Annotated in this window: 15 protein-coding genes; 9 read left to right on the top strand and 6 right to left on the bottom strand. The window is 74.1% G+C overall.

The features are described from left to right. Window positions 1-12 precede the first annotated feature (12 nt). Window positions 13-522 carry a tRNA (N6-threonylcarbamoyladenosine(37)-N6)-methyltransferase TrmO gene (gene tsaA, locus ACGFIW_RS21375; protein ID WP_393318271.1) on the top strand — a complete coding sequence of 170 codons (510 nt, stop codon included), beginning with the start codon at window positions 13-15 and terminating at the stop codon, window positions 520-522. Between the two features lie 101 nt (window positions 523-623). Here tsaA and ACGFIW_RS21380 read toward each other — a convergent pair whose 3' ends face one another. Together ACGFIW_RS21380 and ACGFIW_RS21385 are read right to left on the bottom strand one after the other, a co-directional pair. Continuing rightward, window positions 624-1253, bottom strand: coding sequence for an MBL fold metallo-hydrolase (locus ACGFIW_RS21380; RefSeq protein ID WP_393318274.1), 630 nt, complete (start codon window positions 1251-1253; stop codon window positions 624-626). After that, complete coding sequence (locus ACGFIW_RS21385; protein WP_393318277.1) at window positions 1253-2338, bottom strand: S-(hydroxymethyl)mycothiol dehydrogenase; 1086 nt, start codon at window positions 2336-2338, stop codon at window positions 1253-1255. The genes ACGFIW_RS21380 and ACGFIW_RS21385 overlap by 1 nt, the downstream gene beginning before the upstream one ends. A gap of 185 nt (window positions 2339-2523) precedes the next feature. Here ACGFIW_RS21385 and ACGFIW_RS21390 point away from each other — a divergent pair, with 185 nt between their 5' ends. From ACGFIW_RS21390 to ACGFIW_RS21400, 3 genes are all read left to right on the top strand, one after another. Beyond that, complete coding sequence (locus tag ACGFIW_RS21390; RefSeq protein WP_393318280.1) at window positions 2524-2943, top strand: hypothetical protein; 420 nt, start codon at window positions 2524-2526, stop codon at window positions 2941-2943. A 20-nt stretch (window positions 2944-2963) separates the two neighbouring features. Further along, on the top strand, window positions 2964-4151 hold the full coding sequence (locus tag ACGFIW_RS21395) for a low temperature requirement protein A (RefSeq protein ID WP_393318283.1): 1188 nt from the start codon (window positions 2964-2966) through the stop codon (window positions 4149-4151). Between the two features lie 80 nt (window positions 4152-4231). Continuing rightward, complete coding sequence (locus tag ACGFIW_RS21400) at window positions 4232-5683, top strand: cryptochrome/photolyase family protein (RefSeq protein ID WP_393318285.1); 1452 nt, start codon at window positions 4232-4234, stop codon at window positions 5681-5683. Window positions 5684-5695: 12 nt separating this feature from the next. Here ACGFIW_RS21400 and ACGFIW_RS21405 read toward each other — a convergent pair whose 3' ends face one another. The 4 genes from ACGFIW_RS21405 to ACGFIW_RS21420 all read right to left on the bottom strand — a co-directional run bounded on the left by ACGFIW_RS21405 (window position 5696) and on the right by ACGFIW_RS21420 (window position 9121). Further along, window positions 5696-6592: an SDR family NAD(P)-dependent oxidoreductase gene (locus ACGFIW_RS21405; RefSeq protein WP_393318288.1), complete on the bottom strand. Its 897-nt coding sequence runs from the start codon at window positions 6590-6592 to the stop codon at window positions 5696-5698. A gap of 23 nt (window positions 6593-6615) precedes the next feature. Further along, window positions 6616-8121 carry a flavin-containing monooxygenase gene (locus ACGFIW_RS21410; protein WP_393318291.1) on the bottom strand — a complete coding sequence of 502 codons (1506 nt, stop codon included), beginning with the start codon at window positions 8119-8121 and terminating at the stop codon, window positions 6616-6618. A 62-nt stretch (window positions 8122-8183) separates the two neighbouring features. Further along, window positions 8184-8642 (bottom strand): hypothetical protein, encoded by a 459-nt coding sequence (locus ACGFIW_RS21415; protein ID WP_357558321.1) that lies wholly within the window; start codon window positions 8640-8642, stop codon window positions 8184-8186. Beyond that, the gene (locus tag ACGFIW_RS21420; protein ID WP_393318295.1) at window positions 8642-9121 is read right to left on the bottom strand and encodes a hypothetical protein; all 480 of its coding nucleotides are present in this window, start codon (window positions 9119-9121) and stop codon (window positions 8642-8644) included. Before ACGFIW_RS21420 ends, ACGFIW_RS21415 begins: the two co-directional genes overlap by 1 nt. A gap of 44 nt (window positions 9122-9165) precedes the next feature. On the opposite strand from ACGFIW_RS21420, the gene ACGFIW_RS21425 reads away from it, so the two are divergent. From ACGFIW_RS21425 to ACGFIW_RS21445, 5 genes are all read left to right on the top strand, one after another. After that, on the top strand, window positions 9166-10143 hold the full coding sequence (locus ACGFIW_RS21425) for a helix-turn-helix transcriptional regulator (RefSeq protein ID WP_393318298.1): 978 nt from the start codon (window positions 9166-9168) through the stop codon (window positions 10141-10143). 91 nt (window positions 10144-10234) lie between these two features. Continuing rightward, the gene (locus ACGFIW_RS21430; RefSeq protein ID WP_393318301.1) at window positions 10235-10864 is read left to right on the top strand and encodes an ATP-binding cassette domain-containing protein; all 630 of its coding nucleotides are present in this window, start codon (window positions 10235-10237) and stop codon (window positions 10862-10864) included. Continuing rightward, window positions 10861-12141: an extracellular solute-binding protein gene (locus tag ACGFIW_RS21435; protein ID WP_393318304.1), complete on the top strand. Its 1281-nt coding sequence runs from the start codon at window positions 10861-10863 to the stop codon at window positions 12139-12141. The genes ACGFIW_RS21430 and ACGFIW_RS21435 overlap by 4 nt, the downstream gene beginning before the upstream one ends. Further along, a complete protein-coding gene (locus ACGFIW_RS21440; RefSeq protein WP_393318307.1) occupies window positions 12138-13904 on the top strand; it encodes a hypothetical protein in 1767 nt (588 codons plus the stop codon). Before ACGFIW_RS21435 ends, ACGFIW_RS21440 begins: the two co-directional genes overlap by 4 nt. Further along, window positions 13901-16288, top strand: a complete 2388-nt coding sequence (locus ACGFIW_RS21445) for a hypothetical protein (protein ID WP_393318309.1) — start codon at window positions 13901-13903, stop codon at window positions 16286-16288. The genes ACGFIW_RS21440 and ACGFIW_RS21445 overlap by 4 nt, the downstream gene beginning before the upstream one ends. Window positions 16289-16331: the final 43 nt, after the last annotated feature.

Here is a 16331-nt window from a genome sequence, read left to right on the forward strand (position 1 = left end):
ATCCTAGGGTCTGTGTCCACGCCCCTGGCCGGCCGGCGGGGGCTCAGGACGTTGCCACAGGCCCTGGCGGCGACCGTCGGGGCCAACCGGCCGGAGGGGAGCGACATGGTTGACGAGGCATACCTGCTGCGCCCGGTCGGGCGGGTCGTCTCGCCGCTGACCGACGCGGCGAGCGCCCCACGGCAGGGTGACGAGGGCGCACCGGAGGCCTGGCTGGTCTTCGACGCGCACGTCGCGCCGGCGCTGCGCGACCTGCACGCCGGGGCGGACCTGTTGGTGCTGACGTGGTTGGACCGTGCCCGGCGCGACGTGCTGGCGGTGCACCCGCGGGGCGACGGGAGCCGGCCGGAGACGGGCGTGTTCAGCACCCGGTCCCCGCACCGACCCAACCCGATCGGGTTGCACCGGGTGCGGGTGCTCGCGGTGGACGGGCTGCGCGTGCGGGTGGCCGACCTGGAAGCGTTGGACGGCACGCCGGTCGTGGACGTCAAACCGGTGCTGGGCGCGGCCGACGAGCGCTGAGCCCGTCGACCGCCCGCGGCCGACCAGCGCCGCACCCGTCGACCACCCGCGGCCGACCAGCGCCGCGCCCGCCGACCACCCGCCAGCGCGCCCGGCGCCGCTCAGTGGCCGCGGGCCAGCCACTCCTTCAGGTGTGGTGCCTCCGCGCCGATCGTCGTGTCGTCGCCGTGGCCGGTGTGTACGACCGTCTCCGCCGGCAGGGTGAGCAGGCGGGTGCGGATCGAGGCGACGATGGTGTCGAAGTCGCTGTACGAGCGGCCGGTCGCACCCGGACCACCGGCGAAGAGTGTGTCGCCGGTGAACACGACACCCAGGTCCGGGGCGTGGAAGCTGCACGCGCCGGGGCTGTGCCCGGGGGTGTGCAGGACCCGCAGCGTGGTGCCGGCCACCTCGACGCTCTGCCCGTCGTGCAGTTCGCCGTGCGGCGGCAGGTGCGGGTGGACCAGGTCCCAGAGGACCCGGTCGGCGGCGTGCAGCAGCACCGGCGCGCCGGTGGCCTCGGCCAGCTCGGGTGCCACCCGGACGTGGTCGTCGTGGGCGTGGGTGGCCAGGATCGCCCGGACCTGCCGGTCACCCACCAGGGCGAGGATCGCGGCCACGTCGTGCGGCGCGTCCAGGACGACGCACTCGCGGTCGTCACCGATCACCCAGACGTTGTTGTCGACCTCGAACGTCTGCCCGTCCAGGGAGAACGTGCCGGCGGTGACCGCGCGGTCGACCCGGGCCGTCATCAGAACACCACCACCGAGCGGAGCACGTCGCCGTGGTGCATCCGGTCGAAGGCGGACTCGACCTGGTCGAGTGTGATCTCCTCGGTGACGAACGCGTCCAGGTCGAGCCGGCCCTGTAGGTACAGCTCGGTGAGCATCGGGAAGTCCCGGCTGGGCAGGCAGTCGCCGTACCAGCTGGACTTGAGGGCGCCGCCGCGCCCGAAGACGTCGAGCAGCGGCAGCTCGATCCGCATCTGCGGGGTCGGTACGCCGACCAGCACCACCGTGCCGGCCAGATCCCGGGCGTAGAACGCCTGCTTCCAGGTCTCCGGTCGACCCACCGCGTCGATCACCACGTCGGCGCCGAAGCCGCCGGTGGCGGCACGGATCGCCTCGACCGGGTCGGTCTCGGAGGCGTTGACGGTGTGCGTGGCCCCGAACTTCCGGGCCCAGTCGAGTTTGCGGCTGTCGGTGTCCACCGCGACGATCGTCGTGGCTCCGGCCAGGGCGGCACCGGCGACCGCCGCGTCTCCGACGCCGCCGCAGCCGATCACCGCGACCGAGTCGCCGCGGGTGACGTTGCCGGTGTTCATCGCCGCACCCAGCCCGGCCATCACCCCGCAGCCGAGCAGACCCACGGCGGCCGGTCGGGCGGCCGGGTCGACCTTCGTGCACTGCCCGGCGTGCACCAGGGTCTTCTCGGCGAACGCGCCGATGCCGAGCGCCGGGGCCAGCTCGGTGCCGTCGGTGAGGGTCATCCGTTGCTTCGCGTTGTGCGTGTTGAAGCAGTACCACGGGCGGCCCCGGCGGCAGGCGCGGCAGACCCCGCAGACCGCGCGCCAGTTGAGCACCACGAAGTCGCCCGGAGCGACGTCGGTGACGCCCTCGCCCACCTGCTCGACGATGCCCGCCGCCTCGTGGCCGAGCAGGAACGGGTAGTCGTCGTTGATGCCACCCTCGCGGTAGTGCAGGTCGGTGTGACAGACCCCGCAGGACTGGATCCGGACGATCGCCTCCCCCGGGCCGGGATCGGGCACCACGATGGTGGTGACCTCGACCGGCGCGCCCTTGCTGCGGGAGATGACTCCCCGGACTTCCTGGCTCACTTCGCCTCCTGCTGGTGGTGTGTCGGCAGGGCCGGACGCCGGTGGGCGGGTGTGCCACGGGCGCGGCGTCGGACCCCCGGGCGAACCTACCGCGACCACCACGGCCCGCCCAGCCGGCCGGACGGGTTATCGCGGGCGCTGCGGGGTACGCGGGCCGCACTCGACAACGGCCAACGGGAGTAGCCATGAAACTCGCGCACCTGCCGCTACGGCTCAGCATCGGCGCGTACTTTCTCAACTCGGGTCTGGGCAAGCGGAACCTGGAGGGTGCCGCCGCGGAGGGCATGCACGGGATGGCGGTCGCCGCCATGCCGCAACTGCGCCAGTTGGACCCACCGCGCTTCGCGAAGCTGCTGTCGTACTCGGAGATCGCCCTGGGGGCCGCGCTGCTCGCGCCGGTCGTCCCGGCCCCGCTCGTCGGGTTGGGCCTGACCGCGTTCGGCGCGGGTCTGGTGCAGCTGTACCTGAAGACGCCGGGCATGCGGGAGCCGGGCAGCATCCGCCCGACCCAGCAGGGCGCCGGGCTCGCCAAGGACGTCTGGTTGGTCGGCGCGGGGCTGACCCTGGTGTTGGAGGGGCTGACCCACGGCCGTCGACGCCGGTGAGCCCAGCCTGAGGAGCGGAGGTGACCCACTCTCGGTCGGTGCGGCCGTTCTACCGGCCGATGCGGCCACGTCGCCGGGACGAACGGCACCGCGCGGCCACCCCGTTGGAACTGTTCTTCGACCTCTGTTTCGTGGTGGCGGTGGCGCAGGCGGCCAGCAGCCTGCACCACGACGTCGCCGAGGGTCACCTCCGGCACGCCGCGACCAGTTACGCCATGGTGTTCTTCGCGATCTGGTGGTCGTGGGTGAACTTCACCTGGTTCGCCTCGGCGTACGACACCGACGACGACGTCTACCGGATCACCACACTGGTGCAGATCTCCGGAGCGTTGATCCTGGCGGCCGGGGTGCCGCGCGCCTTCGCCGACGGCGACTTCGTCGTCATCACCTACGGGTACGTGGTGATGCGGCTGGCCGCCGTCGTGAACTGGACCCGGGCCGCCGCCGGTGACCCCCGGCACCGCACGACGGCGCGCCGCTACGGGATCGGCGTGACGGTGGTGCAGCTCGGCTGGCTGCTGCGGCTGGTGCTGCCCGTCGAGTGGAGCAGCGCGGCGTTCGTGCTGCTGGTGCTGGCCGACCTGCTGGTGCCGGTGGTGGCCGAACGCCCCGGCATGACGCCCTGGCACCCCGAGCACATCGCCGAGCGGTACGGCCTGTTCACCCTGATCGTGCTCGGTGAGGCCGTCCTGGCCATCTCGATCGCGATCCAGACCGGGCTCGACGCCGGGGAGCACGGCCTCTGGTCGCTCGCGGCGGCTGGCGCGGTCATCGTGTTCGCGCTGTGGTGGCTCTACTTCGACCGGCCGAGCGAGGCGCCCGACCGGCTGCCGTACTCCCTGATCTGGGGTTACGGGCACTACCTGGTCTTCGCCGCGATCGCCGCGATCGGCGCCGGCCTGGCGGTGTCGGTGGACGTCGAGCGGCACCTCGCGCACGTCTCCGGGCGCACCGCCGGGTACGCGGTGGCGATCCCGATCGCCGTCTTCCTGCTCACGCTCTGGGTGCTGCAGGTACGCCGCCAGCAGCACGGCCCGGTGTTCGTCGCCTTTCCCGTCGTCGCGTTGCTGGCGCTGGTCGCGCCGCTCGGCCCGGCCCCGGTGCACGTGCTCGCGGCGCTGCTTGTCGCCCTCGTGACGCTCACCGTGTGGAGACGGCGGCGCGACGTCGGGCCGAGGTCCGCGGTGGCCGGGGTCAACCGGGCCTGACCCGCCGTGGCGGGCGGCCGGCAACCGGCACCGGGCGCGGCAACCGGGCGCGGCAACCGGAAAGTAGGCAGAATTGCGGCATGCCTCGCCGCCGATGGTTGCTGGCCGATCAACTCGGGCCGCACTTCCTCGACGACCCCGACCAACCGGTGCTGTTGGTGGAGATCCGGGAGCTGTTCCGCCGCCGGCCGATGCACCGGCAGAAGGCGCACCTGATCCTGTCCGCGCTGCGCCACCGCGCCGCCGAGCTGGGTGACCGGGCGCTGCTGCTGCGCACCGACACGTTCCGGGAGGCGCTGGCCCAGGTCGGTGACCCGCTGGAGGTGTGCCATCCGCACTCCCGGGCGGCGCTGCGCTTCGCCCGGTCGGTGCCGGGGCTGACCGTGCTGCCACCACGCGGCTTCATCACCAGCCAGGCCGACTTCGCCGGCTGGGCGGACCGCCCGCGACGCGGCCCGCTGCGGATGACCGACTTCTACCGGCACGCCCGCCGCCGCCACGAGGTGCTGACCGCCGCGCCGGGCCCGGGACGCCGGCCCCGGGCCGAGACCCGGTCCGGGCCGGTGGCACCACCCCCGCCCCCACCGATCGTCGAGGACGACATCGACGCGGAGGTCCGCCGCGACCTGGACCGGTGGGCCGCCGACGGGGTGCGGTTCGTCGGCCGGGACGGCCCCCGCCGCTACCCGGCCACCCATGACGAGGCGCAGGCCCGGCTCACCCACTTCCTGACCCGCCGCCTGCCCGGGTACGGCCACTACGCCGACGTGATGAGCGTTGACGATCCGCTGCTCGCGCACTCGATGCTGTCGTCCTCGTTCAACCTCGGGTTGCTGCACCCGGAGCCGGCGGTGCGCGCCGCCGAGCAGGCGTGGCGGGCCGGCACGGCACCGCGTACGGCGGTGGAGCCGTTCATCCGGGGGCTGCTCGGCTGGCGGGAGTTCCTCTGGCAGCTCTACTGGTACTTCGAGCCGCGCTACCGGGGGGCGAACTGGCTGGCCGCGACCGAGCCGATGCCGCAGTGGTTCGCCGAGTTGGACGCCGACGCGGTGCAGGCCCACTGCCTGGCCGACGTCCTCGCGGCGGTCCGGGACACCGCGTGGACGCACCAGACGCCCCGACTGCTGGTGCTGGCGAACTACGCGCTGCAACGCGGCTGGCGTCCCACCGAGGTGGCGGACTGGTTCCAGCGCTGCTTCGTCGACGGCACCCACTGGGTGATGAACGCGACGGTGATCGGCATGAGCCAGTACGCCGACCTGGCCCGGGTGGACACCCGCCCGTACGCGGTGGACGGCACCGACATCGACGAGATCAGCGACTACTGCACCGGCTGCCGCTACACGCCGGAGCGGGCGCTCGGCGACCTGGCCTGCCCGTACACCGGGGGGTTCGAGAGTTTCCTGCACCGCAACCGGGCCCGGCTGATGACCGATGCGCGGCTCGCCGCCGAGTTGGACCGCCGCGACGAGCCGGAGCACCGCGAGGCGGTGCTGGCCCAGGAGGAGAAGCGGGGCGACACACCACCGTGACCGAGCCGCCGATCAGGCCACCTCGCGGGCCGGGTCGGCGTCGCCGGGGCGTTGCGCCGGCACCGGCGACGCCGGGCGGACGACGCCCCGGTTCAGGCCGGCGACCAGGAGCCGGTTGTACGAGGCGGGCAGGACCCGGGCCAGCAGGTCCGGCAGTTTGGCCGACCAGCCGATCAGCACCCGACCCCGACGCCGCTCGACACCGCGCAGGATCACCTCGGCGGCCCGGCTCGGCGCGATGGTGAGCAGCTTCTCGAACTGTGCCCGGCCGGCCGCGTACTCCTCGGGTGCGACGCCACTGCCGATCCGGGCGTTCGCGGTGATCCGGGTGCGGATCCCGCCGGGGTGCACCGAGGTCACCCCGATGCCGTCGTCGACCAACTCGTGGCGCAGCGCCTCGGTGAAGCCGCGCACCGCGAACTTGCTCGCCGCGTACGCGGTCTGCCCGGCCGGCGCGATCAACCCGAAGAGGCTGGAGACGTTGACCAGGTGCGCGCCCGGCTCCGCCTTCAGGGCGGGCAGGAGGGCGTGGGTCAGCTGCGCCACGGCCCGGAAGTTGACGTCGATCACCCAACTGAACTCGTCGAACGTCACCTGGTCGAACCGGCCGGCGAGGCCGACGCCGGCGTTGTTCACCAGCAGTCGTACGCGCGGGTGCCGCTCGCCGATCTCGACGGCGACCCGGGCGGTGGCGCCCACGTCGGCGAGGTCCACCAGGTACGTGTGCACCTGACGGGCCGGGTGCGTGGCGCGGATCGCGGTGACGACCGCGTCCAGCCGTTCGGCGTCGCGGTCCAGCAGCACCAGGTCGGTGCCCCGGCCGGCGAGCGCGTGCGCCAGCGCCGCGCCGATGCCGCTGGCCGCCCCGGTCACCACGGCTGTCGCGCCGGTGAAGTCGAATCTCCGCACGATGGGTGCTCCTGCGCTGACGGTCACCGACGCGCGGTCGGACGGGTCGGGACGGGACGCGGTGCGGCCTGCGCGGTGGCGCGGGAGAACCGCACCCCCTGGTCGGTGAGTCGGCCGTGCCGCATCAGCAGCACGTCGCGGGCGTAGTTCTGGTGCAGCCGCCAGGGCGCGCGCACACCCTGGCTGGGCAGCGCGTCGACGCTGCGCAGCACGTAGGAGGACCGCAGGTCGACAAGCGGCGTCCGCGCGCCGTCGGAGGGCGGCAGCGGGGTGACGATCTGCTGGCCGGTGTGGTCCAGGTGGCGCAGCAGCCGGCAGACGTACCGGGCGACCAGGTCGGCCTTGAGCGTCCACGACGCGTTGGTGTAGCCGACGGTCAGGGCGAAGTTCGGCACACCGGACACCATCATGCCCTTGTAGGCCACGGTGTTCGCGAGGTCGACGTCGGTGCCGTCCACGCGCAGCCGCAGGCCACCGAGGGCGAGCAGGTTGAGCCCGGTCGCGGTGACCACGATGTCGGCGGGCACCTCCGCGCCGGAGGTGAGCCGGACCCCGTGCGCGGTGAGGGTGTCGATCGTGTCGGTCACCACCGACGCGTGGCCGTCGCGCACGGCGGTGAACAGGTCGCCGTCGGGGGCCACGCAGAGCCGCTGGTCCCACGGGTCGTAGCGGGGCGCGAAGTGCGTGTCGACGTCGTACCCCACCGGGAGCTGGCGCCGCGCGGCCCGGCGCAGCACCCGCTTGACCAGGCCGGGGGCACGCCGGCTGAGCTGGAAGGTGACGGTGGACAGCAGCACGTTCTTCCAGCGCAGCACCGGGTACGCGGCCGCCGCCGGCAGCCGGCGCCGCAGCGCGTCGGCCAGCCGGTCGCGCGAGGGCAGCGCCAGGATGTACGTCGGCGAGCGTTGGAGCATCGTCACGTGGGCGGCCCGCTGCGCCAGCGCCGGCACCAGGGTGACCGCGGTGGCGCCGCTGCCGATCACCACCACCCGCTTGCCGGTGTGGTCGAGGTCGTCGGGCCAGCGCTGCGGGTGCACCAACCGCCCGGTGTACGCGTCGACACCGGGCAGCGCCGGGGTGTAACCCTCGTCGTAGCGGTAGTAGCCGGTGCAGGCGAACAGGAACGAGCAGGTCAGCACCACCGTCTCGGCGGTGTCGGTGCGCTGGGCGTGCACCGTCCACCGGGCGGTGCCGCTGTCCCAGTCGGCACGCAGCGCCCGGTGCCGGAAGCGGATGTGCCGGGGCACGTCGTACTCCCGGGCGGTCGCCCGCACGTACTCGCGGATGGTCGCGCCGTCGGCGATGGCCTTCGGGGCGGTCCACGGCCTGAACGAGTAGCCGAGGGTGAACATGTCCGAATCCGAGCGGATGCCGGGGTAGCGGAACAGGTCCCAGGTGCCGCCGATGGCGTCGCGTGCCTCCAGCACCGCGTACGTCTTGTCGGGGCAGTCGCGGCGCAGGTGGCAGGCCGCGCCGATGCCGGACAGGCCGGCGCCGACGATGAGCACGTCGACGTGGTCGGAGGCCATCGCGTTCCTCCATCCGGGCGCGGTGGACGGACACTAACACCGCGCCCGGGTGGAGGAAACGACTAGTCGGACGCCTTGGTGAACGTCATGATCCAGTTGGTTTCCCAGGTCTGCTCGCCGTCGACCGAGAACGCCTGCTCCCAGCGGGCGGTGGTCGCGCTGATGTCCGACCAGATGAACCGGCACCGCACCGGTCGGCCCTCGTGCTGGTCGTCGGCGTAGAAGCGACCCACCCCGTCGACGAAGCGGCCCACCATCGGCGGCTGACCCAGCACGCCGTCGACGCTGCTCATCCAGTAGATCGACCACTCCTGGCGGGCCGGGTCGAAGATCCGGACGGTGGCGCCCGCGGAGCCCTTGGTCGGGAAGGTGATCTCGTCGAAGTGGCCGCCGCCGGCGAAGAAGCCGTGCGCGACCGACACGCCGGGGAACTCCTCCCACTCGTCGGAGCCCACCAGCCGCTTGCGCAGCCGCCGGTTCACGACGTTCCAGGTGCCCACAAAGAAGTCGAAGTCGCCCATCAGCGGCCCACCGGCCCTTCCGCTCGCGTGTCGTTGAGATATCCAGCCAGGTTGGGGGTGGCCGGCGCAAGCAGGTGCCGAACCCAGGCGGCCCGCTCGTGCTCCAGCACCGCCAACTCCCAGACGCAGCCGGCGGCGGGTCGCCGCAGCTCGACGAAGTGGGTCGGGTCGTCGTCCGGGCAGTTCAGCGCCGGCTGCCCGGCCGCGGCGGCGCGGACCTCCAGCGCGTTGTCCCACACCCAGGTGTACGCCAGCAGGTAGGCGCCGGTGCCCGCGCCCCGGTGCAGCACCACCCATCCGGCCGCCGGGGTGCCGTCGTCGACGATGTCCACCAACAGCAGGGGCAGGTGCTCGTACGCGGCCTTCTCCACCTCGGGCTCGATCGGTCGCTCCGGCTGCTCTATGTGGTAACGCTTGAGTTGTTGGCCGTCCACCGTGATCGGTCCCGGCGTCCGTAGTTCCTTGTCCCGAAAAGCCATGTCGGGACGGTAGGACGGGTCCCCTGACAACTAGTGTCAGTGGAGTGCGGGCCTCTCGACTTCTTTCCCTCCTGCTGCTGCTCCAACAACACGGCCGGCTGACCGCCACCCAGCTCGCCGAGCGGCTGACCGTCTCGCCCCGCACGATCTACCGGGACGTGGAGTCGTTGCACGCCGCCGGCATCCCGCTGTACGGCGAGGCCGGGCACGCCGGCGGCTACCACCTCGTCGACGGCTGGCGGACCCGGCTGACCGGGCTGACCACCGAGGAGGCCGACCGACTGTTCCTGGCCGGGTTGCCCGGCCCCGCCGACGAGCTGGGCTACGGCGACGTGGTTGCCGCACTGCAACTCAAGCTGCACGCCGCGCTCCCCGCTCCGCTGCGCGACCGGGCGGCCCAGCTCCAACAACGCTTCCACCTCGACACTCCCGGCTGGTACGCCGACGGCGACGCCTCCCCCGAGCTGGCCCGCACGGCCGAGGCGGTCTGGCGGCAGCACCGCGTCGAGGTGCGCTACCGCGGCTGGAACGGCGAGGTGACCCGGGTGCTGGAGCCGTACGGCCTGGTGCTCAAGGGCGGCCGCTGGTATGTGGTGGCCGACCAGCCCGGCCGAGGGGCTCCGGCGACGTACCGGGTCAACCAGATCCTCGCGCTGACCCCGTTGCCGCAGGAGTTCGTCCGACCCGCCGACTTCGACCTGCCGGCCTGGTGGCGGGCGCACGTGGTGCAGTTCCGGGCCCGCCTGCACCGCGACGAGGCCACCGTCCGGCTCTCCCCGGCGGGTCGGCAACGGCTGCGCGAGGTCGGCAGCGACCCGGTGGTGACCGCGATGGACGCGAGTGCCCAGCCGCCGGACGCGCGGGGCTGGGTGACCGCGGTGCTGCCGATCGAGTCGCTCACCCACGCCCACGGCGAGTTGCTGCGCCTCGGCGCCGACGTCGAGGTGCTGACCCCCGCCGCGCTGCGCGAACGCCTGGCCGCCACCGCCGCCGGGCTCGCCGCGCTCTACGCACCCGACTGACCGGCCCCTGGTCATCCACTGTGGAAGGGTCAGGGGCATCGACTGTCGGCACGGTGTGCCACTCTGGGGTGGTCATCGGTGGTCACCGGAGGTGAGGGTCACGTTACAGCTACGCGCTCTGGTCGCCGTCCCCGGCACCGGCCCGGTGACCCTCGACGTGCCCGCCGGCACACTCGCCGCCCTGGTGGCACCGCCCCGGTTCGGCACGGCGGTCGCCCGGGTGTTGGCCGGGCTCGCCGCCCCGGTGACCGGTCGCATCCTGGTCGGCGACCGGGACGTCACCGCCCTGCCGCCGCCCCGCCGGCAGATCGGCTACGTGCCCGCCGGCGGCGCGCTGCTGCCGCAGCTCACCGTTCGGCGCAACATCGAGTACGGCCAGCGTAAACGTGAACGGGTGCACGAGGTGGCCAACGACTGGACGGCCACCGTCGTGGACCGGTTGGAGTTGGCGCTGTCCCTCACCCTGCTGCCGCACCAGATCTCTGCCGCCCAGCGGTTCCGGGTGGCGCTCGCCCGGGCTGCGGCCTGCCTGCCCGAGGTGCTCGTGGTCGACCTGCCGGCCGGTTCGGCGGGCGACAGCCGCCTCGGCGACCTGCTGCCCCGGCTCTCCCCGCCGGAAGCCCCCGGGGTGGCCGTGCTCGTCTGCACCGCCGATCCGGCCACCCTGGCCGAGATTCCCCTGCGGCACGAGTTGGTCACCGAGCCGAGTGAGGCGCGGTGACGACCACGACCGCCCGGGCGAGCCGTCGAGCACTGCTGCGCGCCGCCGCCGCGGGTGTCACCGCCCTGGCCGCCGGCTGCTCCGGCGGGACCCGGTCGGTGCAGGTCGCGGTGGTCTGGAGCACCAGCGAGTTGGACCGGTTCCGTCAGGTCGTCGCCGACTACCCCGCCCCGGTGCAGGTGGTCAGCGCCGGAAACGACATCGACGCCTTCCTGCGGGCCCGGCACCTCGCCGGCACCACCCCGGACGTGGCGATCCTGCCCCGGCCCGGCCTCGTCACCGAGTACGCCCAACGGGGCTGGCTGAGCCCGGTGCGTCCGTCCACCGAGTACGCCGTGCCCGAGGGGCTGAGCAACCTGCTGACCGACGACGGCCGCCGCTACGGCGTCTGGGTGAAGGCGGCACACAAGTCGCTGGTCTGGCACCTGCCGTCGGTGCTGCCGCATCAGCCGGCCGACTGGGACGAGCTCGTCGAGCTGACCCGTCGGCTCGGTGGGCTGGCCCGGCGCGGTGGCGGCCCGGCGCCCCTGGCCCTCGGCGCCGCAGACGGCTGGGTGCTCACCGACTGGTTCGAGAACGTCCTGGCCGACGTGGCCCCGGACAGCTACGACACCCTCGCGGGGCCGGACGCCGACTGGCAGGGCGGGCCGGTGCGCGACGCCCTGGACCGGCTCGCCGAGCTGTGGAGCATCGACGGCGCGTTCCTCGGCGGTGGCCGTCGCGCCCTGCTCACCCAGTACGAGGAGTCGGTGATTCAGGTGGTGCACACGCGTCGGGCGGTGCTGCTCGTCGGGGCCGACTTCACCGCCGACGTGGTCGGCCCGTTCCAGCGCGGCCCGGAGGCGCCGACCACGTTCCGCTTTCCGGGCGCCCGGCCCGGCGGCGGTCCCCTGATCGTCGGCGGGGACGCGGCCGTGGCGTTCGCCGACACCCGGGGCGGGGTGGAGCTGGTCGAGTGGCTGACCAGAGCCGACTCGTTCCAGCCCTGGCTACGCGCCGGCGGCTACCTGTCCCCCAACACCACCGTCTCGATCACCAGCTACACCGACCAGGTCGGCCAGCGGCTCGCCCGGGAGATGCGCGCCCCGGGCACGCTGCGTTTCGACCTCTCCGACCAGTTGCCCGGCGCGTTCACCGGCTCGGACGGCGTCGGCATCTGGCGGATCATGCAGGGCTTCTTCGCCGACGTCACCGACGGGGTCCGCGCCAACGAGGCGATCCGCCGCGCCACCGGCCAGCTCGCCGCGGCGGCCCGCAACGCCGGGGGCGGCCGGTGAGCCGGCTCCGGGTGCTCGGCGAGCTGGCGGTCCTCGACGACGTCGGGCCGCCTCGACGAGGTCGGGCCTATCCGGCGGCGGGTGCGACGTCGGCGCTGCTGCTGCCCGCCGCGGTGCTGCTCGGCGGGCTGGTGCTGTGGCCGGTGCTGCGGACCCTGCACGCCAGCGTCACCACCGACGGCCGCTGGGTCGGCGCGGCGCACTTTCGCACCGCGCTCTCCGCGCCGGACACCGGTGCGGTGGTCGGCCGCACGTTCCTCTGGGCGCTGCTGGTCCCGGCGGTGGTGACGGCACTGGGCTACCTGCTGGCCGCGGCGTCCCGCCGCTCGCAGGAGGGCGGCCTGGTCCGGTTGATCCTCCTGGTGCCGGTGGCGTTGCCGCTCGTCGTCACCGGGGTCACCTTCCGGCTGATGTACGACCCGGACCCGAGCCGAGGGCTGGCCACCCTGGTCGCGGTCCGGCTGACCGGCCGATCGGCCGACGACGCGCCGCAGCTACTCGGGCCGGGGCTGGTCACCGTGGCGCTGATGTCGGCGTTCGTCTGGGCCTGGGTGGGCCTGGCCGTGCTGGTCTTCCGGTCCGCGCTGGACGCGGTGCCGCCGAGCCTCGCCGACGCGGTGCGCGCCTACGGCGGCGGGCGTCGGCACGTGCTGTGGGACGCGCAGTGGCGACCACTGCTGCTGCGCACGACAGCCGTGGTCTTCGCTCTGGTGGCGGTCGGCACCAGCCGCACGTTCGACCTGATCCTGGTGATGACCCCCGGCTCGGTCCGGGACGACGCGTCAGTCCTCGCGCTGCGGATCTGGCAGACCTCGGGTGGCACCACCAACGGCGAGGGCGCCGCGCTCGGGGTGGTGTGGTTGGTGGCAGTCGTCGGCGGGATCATGGTGGCCGCGCTCTTCGTCCGGCAGGCCTGGCCTCCGCCGCGCGTCGAGGCGGTCCCCGAGCCCGGTCCCGTCGCCCCGCCCCGGCGGGTGTTCCGGCTGCTCGCGGCGGGCGCCGCGATCGCCTGGCTGGTGCCGCTGGCGGTGCTTGTCGCCACGTCGGCGCACGGCAGGGTGGACGCCGCCGCGCGTGGCTGGTGGTCGACGGCGCCGAATGGCGAGTCCTACCGCGACCTGGTCACCGGCACGGAGCTGTGGCACACGCTGGGCTTCACGCTGCTCCTGGCCACCGCCGTGACCGCCACGGTGCTGGTGGTCGCGCTGCTGGCCGCGTACCCGCTGGCCTGGTTGACCGGCCCGGCCGCGCAGGCCACCGGGTTGCTGCTGCTGGCGGCGAGCGTGGTGCCGATCCAGGCCACCGCCGGGCCGGTCAACGAGGTGCTGGGCCTGGTCCTCTCCTCCGGCACGGCGCTGGGCCTGGCGCTTGTGCACATCGCGCTGGGCGTGCCGTTCGCGGTGCTGGTGCTGCGCAACGCGTTCGCCGACCTGCCGGTCGAGCACGTCCGCGACGCCCGGCTGGGCGGGCGACGGTGGTGGCACACCCTGCGCCGGTTGGCCCGGCACAACCTGTCCGCGGTGGTGGCGGTCTCCGTGCTGGAGTTCGTCCAGGTCTGGAACGACCTGGTGGTGGGTCGGCTGTTCGGCGGGCCGGGGGCCTCGCCGCTCGGGCCGTTCCTGGCCGAGCAGACCCGCAGCTTCGTGAGCAACAGCGGCGCGCTGGCCGCCAGCTCGGTGCTCGCCTCGGTGCTGCCGGTGGTGTTGGTGGTGCTGTCCCGGCGGCACCTGGTCGCCGGGCTCGTCTCCGGCGGTGTCCGGTGACCGGGGCGGGTGGCTCCCGCCGGAGCCCACGCTGGCCGGCACTTGTCGGGATCGGCGGGGTGGTCGGCGGCGTCCTCGCCAACGTGATCCTCAACCTGACAAGCGACCTGCTCTCCGATCTGACGACCAGGGTGCTCGGGCCGGCGAGCATCGTCGTGACAGTCGTCGGCGGCGTCATCGGCTTCGTCGGTTTCGTGCTGCGCCGCCGCCGGGCCGGCCGGGAGGTCGACCCCGAACCGACGGACGTGCTCACGACACCGGCCCCCGGCGCGCCGACCCTGCCCTACACGGCCGAGTTCACCGGTCGCGACGAGCATGTCGAGGCGATCGTCCGGCTGCTCGCCCGGGAGCACGCGGTGGCGGTCCTGGGCCGGCGCGCGGTGGGCACCTCCGCGTGCGCGGTGCAGGCCGCGAACCGGTGCCGCGACGACTTCCCGGACGGGCAGTATTACCTCGACCTGCGACGGGGCGGCCGACCCCGCTCGGCCCGAGAGGTGCTCACCGCCCTGGCCCGGATCCTGGGCACCCCGGCACCGCTCTCCGGCCGGCAGGACGCGCTCGCGGTCGCCGCCGACGCGCTGCGCGGGCAGCTCGACGGCCGCCGGATCCTGCTCGTGCTGGACAACGTCGACCGTCCGGACCAGGTCCGACCACTGCTGCCGCCCACCGCGCGCGCCTGCCGCCTGCTGCTCGCCGGTGGCCCGGCGCTGGTCGGGCTCGAGGGCGTGGTCGCACACTGGATCGCCGAGCCGGGCACGTCCGAGGCGGTCGAGCTCTTCGCCGCCGCCGGTGGGGCCGCGCCCGCCGCCCGGGTCCGCCGTGCCGACCCGCGCACCGACCCGGCGGTCCGCGAGGTCGTCGACCTGTGCGGGCGACAGCCCCGCACCGTCCGCGCGCTCGGATACCGCACCGCGCAGCACGGCTGGCGACACTCCGATGTGCTGGACGCGCTGCGCCGCGCCGTGCAGACGCCACCACACCAGCGGCTCGCCGTCTCGCCGGCCGCCCGCCTGGTCACCGAACGGGACACCGCCTACTGGGCGTTGACCCGCGAGGCCCGCCGGTTGTACCGGGTGATGTCGTTGATTCCGGCCCCGGTGGACCGTCCGACAATCGCCGCGCTGGCCCGGCGGCACCCCGAGCGGGTGACCGCGCTGCTCGACCAGTTGGCCGCCGCGGCGTTCGTGGTGGGCGCGCCCGGCGACCGCTACGAGGTCCGCCCGCTGTTGGCCGGCAGTGCCCGACTGCACCTGCGCGACGCCGATCCGGCTCGGGCCCGGGTCGCCGCGCAGGCCCGGCTGACCCGACACCTGGCCCGCCGGGCCGAACGGCACGCGGCGAACCTGGCCGCGCTCGGCGCCCCACCGGACCGGGAGTGGTCGCTGCCGCTGGACGACGACCCGTACGGCTGGTTCGACCTGCACCAGGAGCTGCTGCTGGCGGTGGTGCGGGTGCCGGCCGGCGCGGCGGAGACGTTGCCCCGCCGGGTGCGCCGGTGGTGGTTCCGGCTGGCCGTGGCGCTGTGCGGATGGCTGGCGTACGTCGAACGGCTCGACGAGTGGGAGCAGGTCTGCCGCACGGTGCTGGCAACCCCGACCGCCGACGACCGACCGGAGATCGCCGGGTGGGCGCACAACGAGCTGGGTGTGCTGCGCCGCCGCCGGCACGACCCGCAGGGGGCGGCGGCCGCGCTCACCCTCGCGGTGAACGAACGCGGTCGCCGGGGCACCGCCCAGGCCCGGATGAACCTCGGCCTCGCCCTGCTGGACCTGGGCCAGCTCGACGACGCGGTGGAGCACCTGGAGATGTCCCGTCGGCACCGCTCCGGGGCCGACCGGGCCGGGCACGCCCTCACCGACCTGGGCCTGGGCGCGGCGCAACTGGCCCGGGGCGAACCGGACACCGCGCACCACCACCTGGTGCGGGCGGCGAACACGTTCCGGGCGGTGGGTGACGCACGGGGGTACGCGGCGGCGCTGACCAACCTGGTGCTTGTGCACGCGGCGCTGGGCGAGCACCTGGACGCCGCACAGGCGTGGCGTGCCGCACTGCGCGAGTACGAGTCGGTCAACGACCCGACCAGCCGGGCGACGGCGCTGCTCAACGCCGGGGCGACGCTGCTGAGCAGCACGCCGGGGCAGGCGCGGGCCGCGTACGACCTGCTGGCGGAGAGCCGGCGGCTCCGCGAGGAGACACCGCCCACCGCGGGGCTGGCCCGCACGTTGCTCTACCTGGGTGACGCCTGCGCGGCGCTGGGCGACCGGGCCGAAGCGCGGCGGCACTGGGCGGACGCGGCGGCGGTGGCCGAGGAGGTCGCCGACGAGCAGGGCCTGGTTGCCGCCGACGCTCGACTCGAGGACGACGCCGCCGACCGCGTGACGTAGGTCGCTCAGGTTGGCCGCCGGCACCGCTCTGGGAGACTCTGTG

Source organism: Micromonospora sp. NPDC048935 (assembly GCF_043197875.1).
Taxonomy (GTDB): Bacteria; Actinomycetota; Actinomycetes; order Mycobacteriales; family Micromonosporaceae; genus Micromonospora.